Raw genomic sequence first — 21,198 nt, forward strand, 5'->3', positions numbered from 1 at the left:
TTCCCGCAAGAAAGCGTCGCAACAAAATGAGTAACCTTCATCTAAGAACTACTTTTCAAAACCAAGCATTGTAACAAAAATGAGTGAATGTTCATCTAAGAATTTCAAATAATGCATTACACAAGAAAGTGATGAATTAAATTAGCAGCTAATCTTGACGTACGATCATCCACATCATAATCAGGATTAGTTTCCGCAATACTAATAGAAGAAACTTTCTCACTTAAAATTACACGTTTTCCAATATCAAATACAGAATGCGGATATAAACCTAAGACACTCGGTGAACTCACACCTGGCGCAAAGGCACTATCCACCACATCCATACAAATCGTAAACATAATCGTATCATGGTCATGCATAAATCGTTCAATTTTATCTTTAATCGTTGGAGAAACTTGATGCAATAGTTCATCTGCATACACGTATATAATTCCTTTTTCATCTGCATAATCATATAACGCACATGTATTACCACCTTGCGCTAATCCAAGCACTAAGTAATCCGCATGTTCATCTTCATCTAATATTTGTCTAAACATCGTTCCTGACGTTGGTGCTTCATCCGGGCGTGTATCAAAGTGTGCATCAATATTTATGATACCGATAGAGGCATCAGGATAAACTTCTCTGGTAGCTAAATATTGTGCATAGGCAATATCGTGTCCGCCACCAATTAAGAAAGTTTGATTATGATTTTTAATCACTTGCGCTGATAATTTAGCCATTTCCTGTTGCGTTTCACTAAGTTCACCATCTTCATACTCGACATTTCCGTAATCAATTAACGCTTCACATTCACTTAAATCGGGCAATTTAGCAAATTCTCGTTTTACTGCATCTGGTCCCTTTTTTGCACCTACTCTGCCTTTATTCAATTCAATCCCTTTATCAACGGCATACCCTAATAAACCAACGCCTGATTTATCATCGTTCATATCCATTTTTTCTAAATTCGCAAATTTTACTGTTTGAAAATGTCTAAATTGTTTTGGATCTGTTTCACTGTCAATTCTGCCTGTCCATAGTTTTGGATTACCTAGTGTATACATTGAGATGCCCCCTATAAAATAAATGTTATATTTAAATCATACAATATTTAATTTAATTATGTCATTATAGCCTTGTATTATGTCTGATACCCATTTCAAATCATTTTAAGACATTAAAAATTGTTTTCAATAAGATAAAAATAATTCAAGACTATTACATTTTAATGATATTTGAAATGGACAATTTATTTATACTCAAGTAATATGTATAATGTTAAAGAAAGAGTTTTATACGGTTACCCTAATGGAGGTTACATAAATGAAGACTAATCGTATTTCAGGATTTCAATGGGCGTTAACAATCTTCGTGTTTTTCGTTGTAACAATGACGCTATCTATTATCCTACGAGATTTTCAAGCTACAATCGGTATTAAACGTTTCGTTTTTGATATTAAAAATTTAGCACCTGCTATAGCTGCAGTGATTTGTATCGTGGCTTTTAAAAATAAACCTGTACAACTTGCTGGTTTAAAATTATCAGTTGATGTCAGAGTAGTGGAACGTATGTTACTTGCATTAATTTTACCTTTAATTATCTTCATTATTGGTATGTTCAGTTTTAATGCATTTGCGGACAGCTTCATCCTACTTCAATCTTCTGACTTATCAGTTTCAGTATTTACTATTTTAATTGGTCATATCATTATGGCATTATTCGCCGAATTTGGTTTCCGTTCTTACATTCAAAATATCACGGAAACTAAAGTAAATACATTTTTCGCTTCTATCATCGTTGGTTTAATGTATTCTGTATGGACGGCGAATACGACGTATGGTACTGAATACGCTGCATACCATTTCCTTTACACGTTTATGTTCTCTATGATTGTTGGTGAACTTATTCGTGCTACACGAGGCCGTACAATTTATATTGCAGTTATCTTCCATGCAGCGATGACATTTGCGCAAGTGTTCTTATTTAGTGAAGAGCTTGGCGATGTCTTCTCAATGAAAATAATTGCTTTAAGTACAACAATTGTTGCGGTTGTCTTTTACTTACTAAGTTTAATTGTTCACTTCATTTTCTATAGAAATACCAACCAATCTTTAGGTGAAGTTGAACCAAATAATTACTTAGATCATATGAATGACGATGACGATGTTGCTTCTGAAAATGAAGACTCAGTTACGCATCATGAAAAGGATAATCATTTATCTAGCACTGATAAAACAGTGAATTCAACTGATAGTACTTCAAGCGTTAAAGAGGATTTAAAAGAAAGTGCTTCTTACGAGAATGATAGACATTCATCAGTAGTGGATAGCGCTAAAGATAAAATTGACAGTACTAAAAACAAGTAAATAGTTCTTTAAAAGCCACTTCATTAATCGTTATGAAGTGGCTTTATTAATTATGTAGTTTTTAAATGGATTGTCATTGCACTTAAGTTGAGATGCTTGCCTAGGGTGCTGGGTTGTAAAGAAATTCTTAGATGAACATTTACTCATTTTTGTTGCGACGCTTTCTTGCGGGAAAGGCTCAAGCCTGTAGTCTTAAGCTCTTTCTTTTCCGCCAAGAGTCGCGCAACATCATTCGTTATTCATCTTAGAACTACTTACGTAAGTGTGTGAACACTTACGTTCATCAATAACTCATTCCTCAGGCCCCTCAGGCGTCACACAACGTCATTCGCAGTTCATCCTTAGAATTTCTTACATAAGTGCCTTAGCACTTATGTTTATTATAAATGTGTGGCAAATTACAATTTATCTTTGTTCTTTAATTAAATACATAATTATCTAATTTTACATATAAAAATAAGACGCTTCGTATGAGTTAATGAGTGTTATCGAAGTGTCTTATTTTCTTAATATATGTTATTTATTTATGATTTGTACGCCTTGTTGTGTGCCTACTATAACTTGATCTGTGATATCTAAGAAATAACCTGTTTCTAAGACACCTGTTAAATGAATGAGGAATTCATGGAATTCGTAAGGGTCTATTTTTTCATTTAATTGGCAATCGATAATATAATTGCCATTGTCGGTAATAAATGGGACATCACCATTCATGCGGCGTTCAGTTTGAATCTTACCGTATGATTCAATCTTTTTAGTAGTGTGTAACCAATTAAATTTATCTACTTCGACAGGTAACTTAAAGTTTTGACCTAAGTAGTCTACCATTTTTCCTTCATCGACTAAGACAACAAAGCGTGCGGCCATTTCATCGATGACTTTTTCTCTAAATAGCGCGCCTCCGCCACCTTTTACTAAATTAAGCTGAGGGTCTACTTCATCTGCGCCATCAATTGCTAAATCTACATGCGAAACATCGTTAATATCTACAATATTCATATTCAATTGTTTGGCAAGATATTCACTTTTATTAGATGTGCAGACACCTGTAATATTTAGTTGTTCGTCTTTTATACGTTCTGCGATTTTAGGAATAAGTAATTCAATGGTACTTCCAGTTCCAATACCTAAAATCATATTATCTGTAATTTGAGCAACAGCATCATCAACTGTCATACGTTTAAGCTCTTGTGAATCTTTCATGTTTACTGAGACCCCTTTACATGTTTACTTACTCATTATTTTACATGACATATTGAGAAATATATAGCACTTGTAGCTATTTATTAATGATAATCGCTTATCTTTTCAACAGAATTATAGTAAACTTTTGCTTAAAACAGTACGAGGAGGGACATAAATGATTCCTATCTATGCGATTTCTACGGGAAAGATTGAAGACTTAGATTATGGACAGAAACGTCAAATGCTTTCTGCTTTGAATAAAGCCCCATTTTCAGGAAAAATGTGGTTATCTACATTAGGATTTGTAGAAGATGAACAAGCGTACAAAGATCACGGCGGGCCTCATAAAGCAGTATGTAGCTTTAGTAAAGCGAATTATGCCATGTATAAAGAAGACCTCACGCACTTACCCGACTATGCGATGTTCGGGGAAAATCTCACAATAGAAGATTTAGATGAGTCTGAGGTGTATTTTGGCAATCAGTACCGTTTAGGGGAAGCAATAATCGAAGTGTCAAGAAATTCGTGAACCTTGTTGGAAGATTCAAACGAAATACGGCATACCAGATTTAGTCAAACGAATGTCATCATCTGGAAAGACGGGATTCTACTTCCGAGTCATTAAAGAAGGCTTTGTGAAGGAGGACGACAATTTAGAACTCGTTCAGTTCGCTGATGCCGATACACGATTGTCTGTCCAAGAACTTAATGATATTTATTATAATGACCGTAAAAATTTAGAACGTTTAAACTATGCACTTCAAAATCCATATTTATCACCTCAGCGAATTGAAAAGTTAGAAAAAATACGTAACATTGCGCTTAAAAAACGTAAATAAAAAACTCTGATTAGTTAAGTGGAAATGAATTTCTCATTCTTAACTAGTCAGAGTTTCTGTTTTATTGTTCTTTCTTTTCTGCAATATGGTAAATCGTTTTTGAATAAAACGTCTCATTTGCTTTTAAGATTGATTTCGCTTGTGCTTTCTCAATATTAATGTCATTCGGTAAAAATTGTGTTTCTAAAGCAACACCTGAATGGGCTTTATAAATATTGAAATCACTCTTCCAATCTGATGTATGATTAAATGTAAAAATAACCACGTTAGGCATTGTCGTTTCAACGTCTAGCGCGAATTCATTATTTTCAATAAGAAGTTGTTGATTGCCAATTTCAAATGGATGATCTAACCCATTATTAGCTTTTATCTGCTCAGCAATTAATGGATTGTCAGATAAATAAATATCTTTAAAGTTAATACTATCGCTCTTGAAAATATCTATTAAATCAATCGTTTGCGTATTTGAAATTAAATGAGTGTCATCGATTGGGTACATATTCAATTTACTACTTGTAAGTTTATGATTATCTATGACATTGTTATCTCTATTCAAGTTAAAGTACACATGATTAGTTGGATTGAATAAAGTATCTTCATTAGATTGAGCTTCATATTCAATCGTCCATCTATGTTCCATGTCATACGTGTGTATAACTTTAATTGTCATATCCCCTGGATAACCATCTTCTTCTGATCGTAATTGAGTAGTAAAAATAATCTTAACATTCGTTATATTATCTTTAATTTCATAATCGAATAGACGTTTATCTAGACCGTTACTACCTCCATGAAGATGATGTGGTCCGTTATTTGCTTCAAGCTGATACGTTTGATTGTTTAATGTAAATGATGCATTACTTATACGCCCTGCATATCGTCCGATTGTAGCTCCAAAGTTATAAGGGTTCTGAGGGTAGAATTCATCCGCCTCAACTCTGTTGCCCAATACGATATTATTATCATGATATTTCCATGATACAATGCGTGCACCATAATTCGTAAATACAATATTTGTTTCTTCGTTGTCAATTTTAATTAAGTCAATACCGTGATTTTGATTCTCTACTTCAACTTTCATTACTTACGTCTCCCTCTTAACACGCTTAATCAGGCTCTGCTCGGTAAGACCATCACAAGTACACCTATGATGCAAATTAACGCGCCAATCAAATCGTATTTATCTGGCGCTTGTTTATCAATAACATATGCCTATACTATGCTCATGACAATAAAGACACCGCCATAAGCTGCATAAACACGCCCAAATGTTGGAAATGACTGAAATGTAGCGACGACACCATACAGGATGAGTATGACGCCTCCTACAAATCCTAACCAACCTGATTGCCCTTCCCTTAACCACAACCAAATTAGATAGCCACCACCAATTTCACAGAAACCTGCTAATAAAAAGATAAAGATGGAATAAAGCATTTCTATATCCTCCGATACAATGAACTTTGTTAGTTGTATTGTATCAACTCGTAACGCTCTTTATCTAATTAATTTTAAGCACTGACTTTTTCACATACATATTGTTACACTTTTCTTATTAATATTCCATACATTTTATATAAATTAAAAAATGAAAACGCTATCTATAAAATATTTTTTGTAGATAGCGTTTTCTTATTATATTTATTAACGATATTGTTTTTTAAGACGGTAAAATTGAATAGCTAATATCATTCCTGAAACTACTAAAAATAAAATTGTAATAATTGAACCAAGAGGCCAATGGTGCATAAATAATTCTACTACACAATCAATTATCACAATGATAGTTAGAGAAATAACTATCCAAATATAATTTGATGCATAAGTGTTAATAATCGTTTGTTTTTGTTGTTCATCAGCAAATCGATAATTAGGAATAAGTCTTAGCATCCCTTTAGGATTAGCATCTCTTTCTTCAATGCTTGGGACATATTGCTCAGTTATTTGAATTCTTTTATCATTATTTAACATAAAAATAATGAAATAAATTGGAATAAAAATAAGTAATATTGGTTGTATCTCCCATTCAATATGGCCTTTATAAATCATTGGAACGATAAAATTAGCTATCAATATAATAATAATTATCCATGTTAACCAAAACCAGAAACGTTTAATTTTAGATTGACGATTCAGTTTTCTTTTATCTTCATGCGTTTTAACATAGATATATATGTCATCCGCTGTTTCTTTATGAATAGCAATTCTACATACAATTACAATTAATATTAATAGACTTCCAATCAATAATGGAGATAAAAATGATCTTTCAATATCACTCATTGCTTCAAAGAACATTATTGCACCTAAAAAATTCAAACTAATTATGCCATGTTTAGCTTTAATTATTTGATATTGTTCACTTATCCTTTCATCCGTCGCTGTCATCTTCTCCCTCCCAGAATAAATCGTCTAACGTTACGCCTAATGTCTTAGCAATATTAATACATAACTTCAATGAAGGATTATATTTATTGTTCTCAATCATATTGATTGTTTGACGTGAGACCCCAACTGAACGTGCAAGTTCTAACTGGGATATTTTACTTACTCCTCGATATTTCTTAACGTTATTCACTTTCCCTCACTTCTTTCAAGCTCCCATTTATTTAAAGCATAACGACTGACCTTGACTATTGTCAAATATATATGACGTCACACTTTTGATTTTAATTCATTTTATTTCTTTAATACTTCAATTATAATTGCTATAATACTACACATTTAACATAGCGCTCTAGTCTTATATCTTGATGGAGTGCATTTTTATTTTTCATTTTCAAAAAGAAAGAAAGAAGGAATAATTGTGGATTTCGTATCTAAACCAACGACAGAAACTGCTAAAGCGTTATTAGGCGTTAAAGTTATTTATGAAGATAATAACCAAACATATAGTGGTTATATTGTAGAAACTGAAGCATACTTAGGATTTGATGATCGAGCTGCACATGGATTTGGAGGCAAACAAACGCCTAAAGTGACATCACTGTATAAGCGTGGAGGCACAATCTATGGCCATGTCATGCATACGCATTTATTAATTAACTTTGTAACGCGTACGGAAGGCGTGCCTGAAGGTGTATTGATTCGCGCTGTGGAACCAGAAGATGGCATTGAAGCGATGATTAAGAACCGCAATAAAAAAGGTTATGAAGTGACGAATGGCCCTGGAAAATGGACGAAAGCCTTTAATATTCCCCGTGCAATTGATGGCTCTACTATTAATGAATGTCGTTTATCAATTGATGTAAAAAATAGAAAATATCCACGAGACATCGAAGAAAGTGCAAGAATTGGCATACCTAATAAAGGTGAATGGACGCATAAACCTTTAAGATACACAGTCAAAGGCAATCCATATGTATCACGTGCGAGAAAATCAGACTGTGTGATGCCTGAAGAAACATGGAAATAGCGAGAACCATAGCTTAACGTCAGTAAAAGCGATTTTTAAATTATTATATAAGTTGCATTAATTCCATTTATATAAATAACTCCAAACCTTTATATATACCAAAAAGATATTATGCGTTCTAGAAATATATATTTTTTATATGTATAATGGGTAATATGGGTATTTATAGCGCTTTCATTTTTATAAGCGTGCTGAAGTAAACAAAGGGGGAATATAAATTGGAATTAGATGCAGTGACAACATTATGTCTCGCTTGTCTGCTTTACTTATTAGGCGAATTTATTGTTAATCACGTTTCCTTTTTACAAAGAGTTTGTATACCAGCACCAGTCATTGGTGGTTTATTATTCGCAATATTAGTTGCAGTTTTAGATACTTTTAATATTATAAAAATTACATTAGACGCAAAATTTATTCAAGATTTCTTTATGATGGTCTTCTTCACCACAATTGGTTTAGGCGCATCGTTCAAATTATTTAAAATTGGCGGTAAAGTGCTATTACTGTATTTCGGTTGTTGTGCCGTTTTAGCGATCTGTCAAAACTTTATCGGCATTTCACTGGCGAAACTACTTAACATCAAACCTTTATTAGGGTTAACTGCAGGTTCTATGTCGATGGAAGGTGGACATGGGAATGCGGCTGCTTATGGTCAAACGCTTGAACAAAGTTTCAATATTGATTCTGCAGTAACTGCTGCCCTAGCTGCTGCTACGCTTGGCCTAGTATTTGGTGGTTTAGTTGGTGGCCCGTTAGTAAAATTAATGATTAAGCATTATAACCTTAAACCTGAAAATAGCGATGATTCATTCAAAGATTATAGTAAGGTTGAAGCCAATGCCAAATTACATAAGAAATATAAACCAACGCAAGTGTTCTTTATTCAATTAACGATTATTGCGTTCTGTATGTCACTTGGTACATTTATAGGCGATCAATTCTCTAACCTTACTGGACAAAGTTTACCTATGTATGTAGGTTCTATGTTTGTCGCAGTAGCTATACGTAATATTTCAGAATATACGAATTGGAATATTATCGACTTGAAACTGAATGACCAAATCGGCGATATCGCACTTGGTTTATTCTTATCACTTGCTTTAATGAGTATTCAATTAACACAAGTCTATTCATTAGCTTTACCATTAATTATTATTGTTTTAGTCCAAGTTGTCTTCATCTCACTCTTTGCCTTCTTCATTCTATTTAGAGTGTTAGGTAAAGATTATGACGCAGCGGTAATGGCTGGTGGCTTTATTGGTCACGGTCTAGGTGCGACACCAAACGCTATGGCTAACTTGGATGTTATTACTAAGAAATACGGTAGCTCACCTAAGTCTTACCTAGTAGTTCCTATTGTTGGTGCCTTCCTTATTGACTTAGCTGGTGTACCTATCGTTATGGGCTTCATCAATATCTTTGGTAATTAACCTTTGAAAATGAAAACCAAACACCTTCACAATAAACAAAGCGTAAAATGGAAAAAGTTGTTTTCCATTTTACGCTTCTTTTTTTCACTTCATTATCCTCTATGAATATCTAAGCCACGTTGTTCAATCCAAGACATTAATTTTTGATCAAATACTAACTTACTATGTTTAAGCTCGCTAATGTCTTTGGCATTTAACATTGTCATAATTGATTTCATATGTTCAATAAATGATTCAACATATTCAATTGTGCTAGTGATGCCTCCATTTTCAACATGATTCAAGAATGGACGTGACATCCCTACTGCTTTCGCACCTAATGCTAAGCTCTTAACAGCATCTAATGGCGTGCGGACACCACCGCTAGCAAATACATTCAATGTATCTTGGTAAGCAGCGCTTTCAAGTAAAGATTCTACAGTAGATTGACCCCAGTTTGCTAAATAATCCATATCTTTATTAGAGCGACGTTCGTTCTCAATCGTTACGAAGTTCGTACCGCCTCTACCACTCACATCAACATACGTTACGCCTGCATCAATTAAATCTTTATATAATTCTTTACTCATACCGAAGCCAACTTCTTTGATAATGACTGGCACGTCTACACGTTGTACAATTGCTGCTACATTATCAATCCAAGTTGAGAATTCTCTATTTCCTTCAGGCATAACAAGTTCTTGAGGTGCATTCACATGTATTTGTAAAGCTTGTGCATCTAATAAACTAACCGCTTCTACTGCTTTATCTACAGGTACATCGGCACCGACATTACTAAATACGATGCCTTCTGGATTAGTTTGACGTACGATACTAAAAGATTCCGCCATTTTAGGATTTCTAAGTGCTGCATGTGTTGAACCAACTGCCATAGCTAAACCTGTTTCACGTGCAACGACTGCTAGTTTTTCATTAATTTTCTTTGTCCAATCACTACCGCCTGTCATTGCATTAATATATAAAGGATATTTCATATCAAAGTTTGATGTATGACTTGTTAAATCAATTTGATCTACATTAATATTTGGAATTGAATGATGTACAAACCTCACACGGTCAAAGTCCGATTGAGGCGCGTCATGTTGTGCCATTGCAATTTCAACATGTTCATTTTTCCTCTGTTCTCTTTGCATATCGCTCATGCTACTACCTACCTTTGCTTAATTTATATTGTTCATGCTCTGTACTAGAACCATTTTTTTCTTTTGAAAAAGATAATTAACGCCACCGCTATGATTAACATCACTAGCATACATATAGGATAACTATAATGCCATTTCAATTCGGGCATATATTCAAAGTTCATGCCGTATACACCAGCTATAAATGTTAATGGCGAGAAAATAACGGATACAAGTGTCAACACTTGCATAATACTATTCATTCTAAATGAAGAATACGATTCAAAGTTCTCCCTAATCTCATTCGTCATTTCTTGCGATGTGCGAATAATGTTATTCTGTTTAATCAAATGGTCATCGATATGTTGAATATACATTGAATGTTTACTATCGACAATTAAATTACCTTCTGTTTTAATCGTATTCACCAATTCTTGCATTGGGAATAAAACGCGTTTAATTTTAATCAAGTCTGAACGTAATTTGAAGACATTGTCCATGACCTTTTTACTATGCGTATCATCTACGTGCGCATCTTCAAAGTTATAGACTTTCTCTTCAATCGTATAAACAAAATCAAAATATTTATCTACCATCATGTCTAAAATATGTATCACTATATCAGCACAGTCTAAATCTGGCTCATGATTATTAGAATTCATTTCAGCTACTTTATTTAGAGATTCGAAATGTTTATCATGATATGTCACTAATACCTTGTCATTTACAAAGACGTTTAATGCTATAGGAGAAAAATCATCTTTATACATGCTATGAAATACCATATATTGATAATCTTTATACGCTTTGTATTTAACACGTGGCACACCACTTATCGCATCTTCTAACTCTAAATAGTTAAAATTAAAATGTTCAATTAAATAATCATTTTCTTCGGATGTAGCTTTTTCAAAATCAAACCACACGATGGTTGCGTCCTGTGGAATATCTTTTACTGAATCAACTTGAGTAAGTGACTGTTTCGTAGTTTGATACCGAATTATCATCGTCATTTTATATGTTACCTCCTACAGAACCATACGTCTTACATTCTACCATGAATTAAATGTCGTGTATGCGTTATTTTAATTTAGTAAAATGAATTTATAAATATAAATTGAAAGGACGTAACTATTTATGAATTACCCGTTTATCGTTAGAAAAAAAGTAGAACAATCTCAAATTGATCATAATAATCACATGCACGATTCTGAATATAATGCCGTCTTCAGTGAAGCTGTAAATGAATTCAATTATGCTAACGGTTTATCATTAGAAGAACGTGAAGCGCTAAATTATACGATGTTTACTTTAGAAGAACATACTACTTATTTATCTGAAATGTCTTTAGATATGGCGTTTCGTATTATAGTGAATATTTATAATTATGATGACAAACGCGTTCATTTCTTTTTATCTCTATACACTGAAGATGATGTGCTAGCTGCCACTAATGAAGTGATGATGATGGGTATTGATGGCGAACAACGTCGTTCCGCCCCTTTTCCAGAAAAATATAAAAAGAATGTTGAACAGTATTATAGTATTCAAGGAGATGTGGAATGGCCAAAGCAATTGGGACATCAAATTGGGATACCAACAAAAAAGGATGAATAGATATGACGCAAACGTTAAGAGAGTTAATTACAGAGAAAGTATACGATATGTATGATGATTTAAAAGTGAAGTTGATTGAAATTAATCAGTCCAAGCAATTATTTATGAACGGCCCAAGCCAAGAACTAATGAAACGCGCGTTTAATATTAGCTACTATCAAGGAGAGAAACAGGCAATTGAAGCGATACAGAAAATCATCGAAGATAATAAAGAAGAGTCTGTGCTTGTTGAACAGTTACGTGATTACCAAATACGCATTAACGATAAGCTAAGCAATTTGGCAGAAATGATGCATCGTATAAGCGAGCCACAATTTAAACTTGAAGAAGTATTAGACCAACATTATCACTATTTAGGACAAAGCTACATCATCACACAAGTAGATAATATGATTAAAGAGGTTTCAGAATGATGCTGAAACCTCTTTTTCAGTAATTATTGGTCGATTGTCTTAGTAATCTGTTTAATAACTTTATGTGATTCACGAATTGGATATAACGGGAAGTCATGAAACATTTTAGGATAATCAAAGAATTGAATATCTTGGTTAGCTTCTTCTAATTTATAAGCTAATTGTTGAATGTCAGGATAGTAAATCTCACGGCCTCCCCCAAACATTACAATCGGTGGTAAATGTTCTAAAGAACCGTAGAGTGGAGAAATACGTGGATTTGCGAGCGCATCTCCATGACTCCATACATTTAAAATACGTTGTAATCCATCAATATTAACGAAGCGGTCTTTATTAATTAAATTATCTGTTATTTGAGGATTTGTCATCGTTGCATCCAACATAGGTGAAATTAAAAATAACTTTTTAGGCACAGGACGTTGTTGTTCGATAAGTTGTTGAACAAAGCTTAACGCAAGTGCGCCTCCAGTTCCATCCCCCATAATCACGATATTGTGTGCGTCTACTTCTTCTAATAGAGAATCATAAACATCGTTAATGGCTTTAAAAGTATCTTCTATATGGTATTCCGGCGTCTTAGGGTAAATAGGTAATACTACTTCATACAACGTGTTTAACACAAGCTTGTCCATAAATCTCCAGTGAAATGGTGAAGGTTGTAATGTATTATAACCACCATGAATATACAATATTTTCTTTTTTGTTTCATGACGGAAATTAAATCTAAATACCTGCATATCTCCTAAAGAAAGTTTATCGAGATTAGCTTTAACGTTTAATGTTGAAGGTTGTTTATGTTTCGCTTGATTGGCATCTTTACGTCGCTCCATGAATTGATCAAATGCAGCTTCATTATCAAATAATATTGAGCGATTGTGTAACAAATACTTATTTATAATTCTATTTACCATATGAGATCTCATGATAATTTATAACCTGCCTTTTTATTTTTTATGAGATATATTTGAAATACTGTTCCGTTAAATATAAAAAACGATATAATGAAAGGTATGTTGTAAATTTAGTATTAAGTATGATTAATATGCTAGTTATTTCACATTAAACTCAGTATAAAATAGTCAATCTTATAACACAAATGAATAAGGGTAAAGGAGGTTAAAAATTGTCAAACTATCGCAACGATAATTATGAAGACAATAGTTATACAAATAATAATCAGTTTAGTCGTGCTAATCGAAATGGAAAGAAAAAGCGCTCTTGGGTAAGCTTAATTATTCATATTATTGTTTTAGTATTAGTAGGTATCACTGGTTATAGTATGTATAGACAGCCAATATTTAATATTGTCTTTGCAAACCAACCTATCAACTATGACGGTATTAAAGATTTTCAAAATTTAGTAACCCAAATTGGTTCATTAAATATTAATTTCGGACAGCTTGCAAATATTCAAGATATTGCAGACAAATTAGTTATAGTCTTTAATATATTTTTCATTTTATGCATCATTAGTATGGTTATTTCAATTATCACTATTCTCTTTAATCGTACAATTTTAAAAATAATTAATTTTGTCATAATAGCCATTCTACTAGTAATGTCTTATTACTTTGGTTATGCAGTTCAATTAATTGGTCAACGTGTTTCTGACAAACTACAAGATTTCTATTTAAAAGTAGCGCCAACTCAAATTGTTGCTGAAGCAGATGCGATTCATAATGCGCTTATCTTATTAGTATGTAGTTTAGCATTACTCATTATCAGCTTCTTCTTTAGAAATCGTCGTCCAAAAACTAAACTTAAATAGATTTTATTAAGAAAACCATCAAGAGGTGTAAATTTCTTGATGGTTTTTTATTTTGTTCTATCTTTTCCGGAAAAATAAAAAAAGTATCGATAACACATAATGTGTACCGATACTTTAAAAATCATGCCCCCACAACACAATTTTTTAATTATTTTAATTGATGGTTTTGTTCTGCTTTAACCATTCTATCGTGTTCAGCTTCAGCGCCTTTTTTACCTTTTAAGAATAAACTTAAAATAAACGCTAATACAGCTAATCCTGTGGCAATCCAGAATGCATCGTTAATACCTTCGATATACCCAAGTTTATTAACATATTTTAAAATTGCTTGCATAGCATCTGATTGGCCACCATATTGCATAGCCATTTGACGAATTTTATCAATAATCATTGGATTTGTTTTATCCATTTCATTCGCAAAGTTAGCAACATGATTAGTTGTTTGAGTTGTCATAACTGTAACAAGAATGGCTGTACCGATAGAACCGGCTAATTGTCTCATTGTATTTAAGAATGCATTACCATGAGAAATTAATCTTGGTGGTAAAGCGTTGATAGCTGCTGTCATTAAAGGCATCATTACGAACGCCATACCAAATGAACGGATTACATAAATACTCATGATGTGGAAATATGGTGTGTCCATATTTAATCGAGTAAGTTCCCAAGTTCCGTATGCCATAACAGCGATACCGAATAACGCTAATGGTTTCAAACCAATCTTATCTAATAATCTACCAGTAATTGGTCCAAGAAGACCCATTATTAATGAACCAGGTAATAGAAGTAAACCTGAATCAAGGGCTGAGAAGCCACGTAAGTTTTGTAAGTAAATTGGTAATAAGATCATACCACCAAATAAACTCATCATTACTACCATGTTAATAATTGTAGTAAGTGTAAATGTTGAAGATTTTAATACTTCAAGGTTTAACATTGGTGCTCTCATTGATAACTCACGAATGACGAAAGCTATAATGAAGATAGTACCAATAATGAACATAGCGATGATTTCACCTGAGCCCCAACCTTTGTTACCAGCTTCACTGAATCCATATAATAAAGCACCAAAACCAATAGTACTATATACAATACCTTGGTAGTCTGCTCTAGGATTAGTTGTTTTTTGGTAAAGTTTGAACCAGAAGAAACCAACGATGATAGCAAGGATACCTAATACAGTCATACCATAGAACATTACGTTCCAATGGTAGTTTTGAACGATATAACCAGATAATGTTGGGCCAATTGCTGGCGCAAGAATCATGGCAATACCCATTGTACCCATTGCTGCCCCACGTTTTTCAGGTGGGAAGATAGTAACGATAACGTTAGAACCTAAAGGCATTAAGACACCGGCACCAATCGCTTGTAACACACGTCCAGTCATCATGATTGGGAAGTTTGTAGAAATAGCACAAACTAAAGAACCAAGTGTGAATAATACAAGCGCAATAATAAATAATCTACGATAAGAATATTTATTAAATAGGAATGCACTAATTGGAATTAAGATACCATTTACTAACATGAAACCTGTCATCAACCATTGACCAGTTGATGCAGAAATATTAAATTCAGTATTAATTTTAGGTAAGGCAACGTTTAGTAATGTTTGGTTTAAGATGGCAATAAACATACCAAACAACATTGCCGCTAAAATCATACCTCTTGTAGTGTTTTTACCGAACACGAAATCAGCTTTTTGGTGTTTAATACGCTCATTTACGCGTCCTTCTTGAGAGTTCGGATTAATCGGCTCATAAATTGAGTCTTTAGGTAAATGTTGATTATTTACATCTTCTTCATCTCTTTGTTCGCCAACAGCATCTTCGCTGTGCATTTCTGAAGCATCGTCGGAATAATGTAAGGAATGTGATGCTTGTTTTTGTTCAGGATGAATTTTTTCAGATGCAGAATCTTGTTGATCTTGTTCGCTTTCGAAATGATCTTTACGTTTGTCATTATCGAAGCGATGATTGTCTTCGTTCTCAAAGTGACGACGGGCTTCTTCGTCATGATGAGAAGAAGTTCTTTCGTTTGACGCTTTATCTCGGTCTAAGTCACTTATTTTAAATTTAGATGGATTACTTTGACTTTTAGATTCTTCATTTACGTGTTGTCCCTTAGATTGGTTTGATTTTTTACGTGATTTAACAAGTAAAACATTAATCAAACCAACTAAAATGATCGCTACAACTATATAACCAATAATGAAGGTCGCTGTCATTCTATGACCTCCTTAGTCTTTATGGATTTTTACTTCAGCGTTCATTCCAGGAACAACGTTTTTAGATGGTGCAGAATCTAAAGAAATTTTAACAGGTACTACTTGAGAAACTTTAGTGTAGTTACCGTCAGCGTTAGATGATGGCATTAATGAGAAGCTTGCTGCAGTTGCTTGGCCTACTTCTTCTACTTTACCATCGATATCAGAATCTTGACCGTCAATTGAAACGTCAACTTTGTCGCCTTTTTCGATACTGTTAACATCTTTTTCGTCAATATTTGCTGTAATATATAAATCATCTAAATTGTAAGCGTAAGCAATTGGTGAACCTGCTTGTGCAACTGAACCTTCCATGCCGCTTGTTTTAACGATAGTACCGTTTTGAGGCATTTTAATGTCCATGTCTTTAGCGTCTCCGCCTTGACCTTGAGCACTAACTTCAGCTACTTTGTCACCTTTTTTCAATTTGTCGCCTTGTTTCACATCAAATGATTTGATTTGACCTGAAGCAGGACTTGAGATTTGAATTTGATCTCCGTCAACTTTTGCATTATCAGTTGTTACATAGCTTGTAGCATTGTGGTATAACATGAAACCTACAATACCAATAGCAATGATAACAATGATAGTGATAATATTAATTAACACCATTTTTTTCATTGAACTTTTCCTCCTATTTGCTTTTCAAAATTACTTTTAATATTATAAAGACATGTGAAAGAAAAAAACACCAACAATTACATAAAATTTGTTGGTTTGTTGAAGGTATAAATAATATGGGTGACATATAATGAAGCAAAAAGCAAAGTATAGAATTATAAAAAGTTTAATCGATTTATTAGAAACTTATCCAGTCGAGAGTATTTCAATAAAGATGATTTGTGCCAATAGCAAAGTCAATCGATCAACTTTTTATGCCAATTTTCAAGATAAATATGATTTGCTTGATAAAATCCAAAATTATCATCTAAATAAATATGAAAAGTTATTACACGCATTCGCTAATAATTTCGAAAGTATTAAAAAGGATCCTGAGAAAGTACATAAATTCTTCTATATTGTATTGAAGTATATATATAGGAAGAAAGCGTTCTACCACGCTATATTTATTTCTCATCCAAATAAGGAATTAGTATTAGATTATTTTGATATTACTAAGAAGTATTATTCTAAAATTTTAGGTGAACATGAAACTACGATTCAAAACAAAGCATTCTTTATTACTTACACAATGAGCGGTCAAGCCGGCGTAGTTTTAAGTTGGTTAAGAGGTGGCTGCAAAGAAAGCCCTACTGTTGTGGCAAATGCTTTATTAGCAAATACACTTAAATTACAACGTTAAAAAGGAGCAAAGACTTAACTAAAAGTCCTTGCTCCTTTTATTATGTGAATTATTCTGGTTTCGTTTTAAATACTTTAATATTCAATAGTTGTAAAACAATTAATATTACAGCAGTAATACAAATAATAATGATGTAAGGGGTGCTATTATATTCACCTTTAAGATTTACAAGTGGTGTGACTATTCCGCCTAATAATGATTGCAATAATCCTAATAAACTTGAAGCACTTCCGCTCCCAGTTGTACGTTCTTCCATGGCAATTGAGAATCCTAAAGTCGCAACCCCTGTTACTGGTGCCACTAATACAATAAATCCAATGACCAACATTGCAAAGTGCCAATGATTGATAAGTGTTAATGCTACGATAACTACACCTATAATTTGAATAAATGTCATCGCGCGTAGTAGCTTCTGTGGATGAACATAGTCAACCAACTTACCAGCTAATTGACTTGAAATAATTAATGTAATTCCTATGCCAGCAAACATCCAACTAAAATGTAAAGCTGAGACGCCATATATCTTCTGAACTAAGAATGGCGAAGCAGAAATATAACTAAATAACATAATAAATGTAACACCTTGTATTAACATAGGTAAAACAAAGCGTGGTGTAGAAAATAAACTTTTAAAATTTCTAAAGATAACACCTATGCCACTACTATCTCTATGTTCAACAGCTAATGACTCAGGTACTTTGAATAAAGATCCCATGACCATTAACACACCAAATATTGTTAATATAACAAAGACCATTCGCCAGACCGCAACACTAAGAATCAATCCACCTAATGCCGGAGCAAGTACAGGAGCGACACCATTCACTAACATTAATAGAGCTAAAAATTTAGTTAACTCATTTCCATTGTACATATCACTGGCAATCGCTCTAGAGATAACTGCGCCTGCACCTCCAGTGAAACCTTGAACAAAGCGTAAAAATACCATAATCCAAATGTTATGGACGAAGACAATACCTAAACTTGCTAACGTGAAGATAATCATAGCAATAACTAAGGGTTTCTTACGTCCGATACTATCTGAGATTGGCCCTACAAATAAATTTCCCAATCCTAACCCAATCATAAATAACGATAATGTTAATTGAGCATTTGAGGTTGTAGTATTAAAATCTTTCTTCAATTCAGGTAATCCTGGTAAAAACATATCAATGGATAATGCCCCAATAGCTGTTAGTGCACCCAAGATAATAATAAACAATAGCGAATGTTTATTTTGTCGCTGTTCCTCATTCATATATAAGCCCCCGTATTTAATTTAATAGTAAATATTATTATATTTATACGTAATTTTAAAAAAAGAGCGGGGATAGAGATTGAGACATAAAGAGTTTATACTCTGCTCAAATCCTAAACTCTATTGTCCAGACCTCTTTCTCCACTCTTTACTTTGCTTTGACAAGTTGTAATGACCCATCATCACTATTTTCAGTTAATTCATAATCAGTGGTTTGGAATTGACCATGGTTATTTAATTCTTGTACTTTTGTTTCGATTTTATCGCCTTTTTGTGAAGCGCTTAGTATTTGTGGCTCTGTTAATCCAGGAGTTGAGCCTAAATTAGTTTTAATTTTTTTATACATGTCTGATTTATCTTTTAAAAATGTACTTACTAAATCAAAATTGTTATTTGCAATTGCTGTGTTTAATGAGAATGAATAAGCACTGAAAAAGTTACTCAATTTATTTTTTAAACTATTTTCTTCTTTTTCTTTTTTCTCAACATAATCACTAATCGCTTCGTCATCAAATTCTAATTCGACGCTATTAATATTTCCTAAATCTTTTGCTTTCATTGTTTTTGTTTCTGATTTAAATGTCTTATCTTTTGCTTTACCAGAAGCAGAAACCACTATGTCTTTATTTTGAGGATAAGGGCCATATTCTCTAGAAGTTGAATATTTCATTTCTTTATCATTGATTTTTACTTTCAATGAATCGTCGTCTAAATCACTTTTGCCTTTTAATTTCACTGTAAGCAAGGCTTCATTAAAGTTCTCGTTTACTTCTACTGTATTACCTTTGCTATATCTAAAATCGAATTTTAATTGACCTGTGAATTTGCCGTATTCTGTTTCTTTTTCAGCATCTATAGAATAAACACCTGGGATAAATTTGCCTAAAGATGTCGTTTTATTTGCATCAGCAACTACTGTTTTATTTTTGCCCCCAGCTCTAAATTCATATTTCGTCTCTAATTTAGGTTTTACCACAGCCTCTTTTGTCGGTGCAGTAAAACTCATATTATCAAAGATTAAGAAACGCGTGCCGTTTTTACTTACTCTTAAGACATTGTTTCCAGCTCGTGTTTTTATATAAGCCGCTTCTTTAGATTCACTTTTATTCAATTTCTCAACGTTATCTCTAATATCGTGAATAAATTTTTTCATACCCACTTCACTTTTTACGTACGCAATATACTCATCAGCTTCTTCAGAGTCGACATGCGTTTCTTTAGTGCTTAATAACGTTGCAACTTTTTGTGAATCATTATTATCAATCGCATTCACAAGAATTTTTGTTTGTGCCTCTGGAGAGTTATAATTTCTTACTAAAAAGAAGACAATAACCAATAAAATGATAATAAATATAACAATCGCCCAAGGAATAAATTTCCTAAGCCTAATATTTGAGGATTCTGTTTGAGGGGCTTGATTTTCTTGTTTCTTGATGTCTTTTCCATCAATTTGTTTACCACAATTTGGACATTGTTGCGTATCTTTGCTTTTTAGTTTCTGGCCACAGTTAGGACATTTTTTCATTTAATCACCAACTTCCCCTCGCATGATGTTAATAATTTCATAATCATAATTTTATTATAATATAGATAGTTTATATAGGAACACTTATACGTTGTTTTTATTCCACTTAATCATTTTCTATCTAAGTATTATAATCATTTTTCCTAAAATTGTAATATAATTCGCGGCGTCTATTGTTTTATTTTAAATTTTCGCATTATACTTTTTCAAACGTTCATCAATGACATATAACACATTTAATGCTTTTTCAATATCCTGACTTGATAAGTCTTCTACCATATCATTAACAATATTACTCACAATCTCATTATTCTCTTCAGTGTATTGACGACCTTTGTCACTTAGAATCACATTTTTTAAACGCTGATCTATTTTATCATTTGGCTTCTGCAATTCTACAAACCCACCATCAATAAGTTTTTTAATACGACGACTAACCGCCGCTTTATTAACGCCTTGTTTTTCCGTAATTTCAGTTATAGATAAGGCATGATGATGACTCAATAGTCGCAATACATTAGATTGTTCCATTGAAATACCGTATTTAATTTGCTGATCTTTCAGTAGTTTAGCAGTTAAGGTATTCGTATCATCAATAAAACGTTTCATAAATTCGATATGATTTTTCGAAATTCTGCTCATGGCCTAGCTCCTTGTTGATAAACTCAAATAATTTCCATATATTCTGTTAAATAATATC

The 21,198-nt window shown here is 33.0% G+C and carries 20 protein-coding genes and 2 pseudogenes; 8 read left to right on the plus strand and 14 right to left on the minus strand.

Going from position 1 to position 21,198, the window contains the following annotated elements:
• Window positions 1-116: 116 nt before the first annotated feature.
• A complete protein-coding gene (gene hutG / locus CD127_RS01995; protein ID WP_103365558.1) occupies window positions 117-1,052 on the minus strand; it encodes a formimidoylglutamase in 936 nt (311 codons plus the stop codon).
• A gap of 259 nt (window positions 1,053-1,311) precedes the next feature.
• Here hutG and sdpC point away from each other — a divergent pair, with 259 nt between their 5' ends.
• Window positions 1,312-2,355 (plus strand): peptidoglycan release complex CPBP-like subunit SdpC, encoded by a 1,044-nt coding sequence (sdpC, locus tag CD127_RS02000; RefSeq protein ID WP_103365559.1) that lies wholly within the window; start codon window positions 1,312-1,314, stop codon window positions 2,353-2,355.
• A gap of 516 nt (window positions 2,356-2,871) precedes the next feature.
• Here sdpC and CD127_RS02005 read toward each other — a convergent pair.
• On the minus strand, window positions 2,872-3,558 hold the full coding sequence (locus CD127_RS02005) for a ribose 5-phosphate isomerase A (RefSeq protein WP_103298620.1): 687 nt from the start codon (window positions 3,556-3,558) through the stop codon (window positions 2,872-2,874).
• Between the two features lie 157 nt (window positions 3,559-3,715).
• Here CD127_RS02005 and CD127_RS02010 point away from each other — a divergent pair.
• Window positions 3,716-4,379, plus strand: a pseudogene (locus tag CD127_RS02010) (MOSC domain-containing protein).
• A gap of 61 nt (window positions 4,380-4,440) precedes the next feature.
• On the opposite strand, the gene CD127_RS02015 reads toward CD127_RS02010, so the two are convergent.
• The 4 genes and pseudogenes from CD127_RS02015 to CD127_RS02030 form a co-directional block, all read right to left on the minus strand.
• The gene (locus tag CD127_RS02015) at window positions 4,441-5,460 is read right to left on the minus strand and encodes an aldose epimerase family protein (RefSeq protein ID WP_103365560.1); all 1,020 of its coding nucleotides are present in this window, start codon (window positions 5,458-5,460) and stop codon (window positions 4,441-4,443) included.
• Between the two features lie 29 nt (window positions 5,461-5,489).
• A pseudogene (locus tag CD127_RS02020) lies at window positions 5,490-5,816 on the minus strand (YnfA family protein).
• Between the two features lie 207 nt (window positions 5,817-6,023).
• The gene (locus CD127_RS02025) at window positions 6,024-6,767 is read right to left on the minus strand and encodes a hypothetical protein (protein ID WP_103365561.1); all 744 of its coding nucleotides are present in this window, start codon (window positions 6,765-6,767) and stop codon (window positions 6,024-6,026) included.
• The gene (locus CD127_RS02030; protein WP_103365562.1) at window positions 6,751-6,957 is read right to left on the minus strand and encodes a helix-turn-helix transcriptional regulator; all 207 of its coding nucleotides are present in this window, start codon (window positions 6,955-6,957) and stop codon (window positions 6,751-6,753) included. The genes CD127_RS02025 and CD127_RS02030 overlap by 17 nt, the downstream gene beginning before the upstream one ends.
• Before the next feature lie 228 nt (window positions 6,958-7,185).
• Here CD127_RS02030 and CD127_RS02035 point away from each other — a divergent pair, with 228 nt between their 5' ends.
• Both CD127_RS02035 and gltS read left to right on the plus strand, forming a co-directional pair.
• Window positions 7,186-7,794, plus strand: a complete 609-nt coding sequence (locus tag CD127_RS02035; RefSeq protein WP_103365563.1) for a DNA-3-methyladenine glycosylase — start codon at window positions 7,186-7,188, stop codon at window positions 7,792-7,794.
• Window positions 7,795-8,012: 218 nt separating this feature from the next.
• Window positions 8,013-9,224 carry a sodium/glutamate symporter gene (gene gltS, locus CD127_RS02040; protein WP_103297014.1) on the plus strand — a complete coding sequence of 404 codons (1,212 nt, stop codon included), beginning with the start codon at window positions 8,013-8,015 and terminating at the stop codon, window positions 9,222-9,224.
• Between the two features lie 92 nt (window positions 9,225-9,316).
• Here gltS and fni read toward each other — a convergent pair whose 3' ends face one another.
• Window positions 9,317-10,366, minus strand: coding sequence for a type 2 isopentenyl-diphosphate Delta-isomerase (gene fni / locus CD127_RS02045; protein ID WP_103297016.1), 1,050 nt, complete (start codon window positions 10,364-10,366; stop codon window positions 9,317-9,319).
• Between the two features lie 44 nt (window positions 10,367-10,410).
• The gene (corA, locus tag CD127_RS02050) at window positions 10,411-11,358 is read right to left on the minus strand and encodes a magnesium/cobalt transporter CorA (protein WP_103297018.1); all 948 of its coding nucleotides are present in this window, start codon (window positions 11,356-11,358) and stop codon (window positions 10,411-10,413) included.
• A gap of 124 nt (window positions 11,359-11,482) precedes the next feature.
• Between corA and CD127_RS02055 the strand changes: the two genes are divergently transcribed.
• Both CD127_RS02055 and CD127_RS02060 read left to right on the plus strand, forming a co-directional pair.
• Window positions 11,483-11,962: a thioesterase family protein gene (locus CD127_RS02055; protein WP_103365564.1), complete on the plus strand. Its 480-nt coding sequence runs from the start codon at window positions 11,483-11,485 to the stop codon at window positions 11,960-11,962.
• 2 nt (window positions 11,963-11,964) lie between these two features.
• Entirely contained in the window at window positions 11,965-12,375 is a 411-nt protein-coding gene (locus tag CD127_RS02060; protein WP_103365565.1) for a hypothetical protein, read from the plus strand.
• Between the two features lie 23 nt (window positions 12,376-12,398).
• Here CD127_RS02060 and CD127_RS02065 read toward each other — a convergent pair whose 3' ends face one another.
• Window positions 12,399-13,298, minus strand: coding sequence for an alpha/beta hydrolase fold domain-containing protein (locus CD127_RS02065; protein ID WP_103365566.1), 900 nt, complete (start codon window positions 13,296-13,298; stop codon window positions 12,399-12,401).
• A 200-nt stretch (window positions 13,299-13,498) separates the two neighbouring features.
• Between CD127_RS02065 and CD127_RS02070 the strand changes: the two genes are divergently transcribed.
• The gene (locus CD127_RS02070) at window positions 13,499-14,143 is read left to right on the plus strand and encodes a hypothetical protein (RefSeq protein ID WP_103365567.1); all 645 of its coding nucleotides are present in this window, start codon (window positions 13,499-13,501) and stop codon (window positions 14,141-14,143) included.
• A gap of 148 nt (window positions 14,144-14,291) precedes the next feature.
• Here CD127_RS02070 and CD127_RS02075 read toward each other — a convergent pair whose 3' ends face one another.
• Both CD127_RS02075 and CD127_RS02080 read right to left on the minus strand, forming a co-directional pair.
• On the minus strand, window positions 14,292-16,373 hold the full coding sequence (locus CD127_RS02075; protein ID WP_103365568.1) for a DHA2 family efflux MFS transporter permease subunit: 2,082 nt from the start codon (window positions 16,371-16,373) through the stop codon (window positions 14,292-14,294).
• 12 nt (window positions 16,374-16,385) lie between these two features.
• The gene (locus tag CD127_RS02080) at window positions 16,386-17,033 is read right to left on the minus strand and encodes a biotin/lipoyl-containing protein (RefSeq protein ID WP_103329824.1); all 648 of its coding nucleotides are present in this window, start codon (window positions 17,031-17,033) and stop codon (window positions 16,386-16,388) included.
• Between the two features lie 130 nt (window positions 17,034-17,163).
• On the opposite strand from CD127_RS02080, the gene CD127_RS02085 reads away from it, so the two are divergent.
• Complete coding sequence (locus CD127_RS02085; RefSeq protein WP_103297034.1) at window positions 17,164-17,715, plus strand: TetR/AcrR family transcriptional regulator; 552 nt, start codon at window positions 17,164-17,166, stop codon at window positions 17,713-17,715.
• A gap of 49 nt (window positions 17,716-17,764) precedes the next feature.
• On the opposite strand, the gene CD127_RS02090 is transcribed toward CD127_RS02085, so the two are convergent.
• The 3 genes from CD127_RS02090 to CD127_RS02100 all read right to left on the minus strand — a co-directional run bounded on the left by CD127_RS02090 (window position 17,765) and on the right by CD127_RS02100 (window position 21,140).
• Complete coding sequence (locus CD127_RS02090) at window positions 17,765-18,973, minus strand: putative multidrug effflux MFS transporter TcaB (RefSeq protein ID WP_103297036.1); 1,209 nt, start codon at window positions 18,971-18,973, stop codon at window positions 17,765-17,767.
• Window positions 18,974-19,121: 148 nt separating this feature from the next.
• Window positions 19,122-20,498 carry a membrane-associated protein TcaA gene (locus tag CD127_RS02095; protein ID WP_103365569.1) on the minus strand — a complete coding sequence of 459 codons (1,377 nt, stop codon included), beginning with the start codon at window positions 20,496-20,498 and terminating at the stop codon, window positions 19,122-19,124.
• 183 nt (window positions 20,499-20,681) lie between these two features.
• Window positions 20,682-21,140, minus strand: a complete 459-nt coding sequence (locus CD127_RS02100) for a MarR family transcriptional regulator TcaR (RefSeq protein ID WP_103365570.1) — start codon at window positions 21,138-21,140, stop codon at window positions 20,682-20,684.
• Between the last annotated feature and the right edge of the window lie 58 nt (window positions 21,141-21,198).

Origin of the sequence: Staphylococcus petrasii (assembly GCF_002902565.1) — a bacterium.
GTDB lineage: Bacteria > Bacillota > Bacilli > Staphylococcales > Staphylococcaceae > Staphylococcus > Staphylococcus petrasii.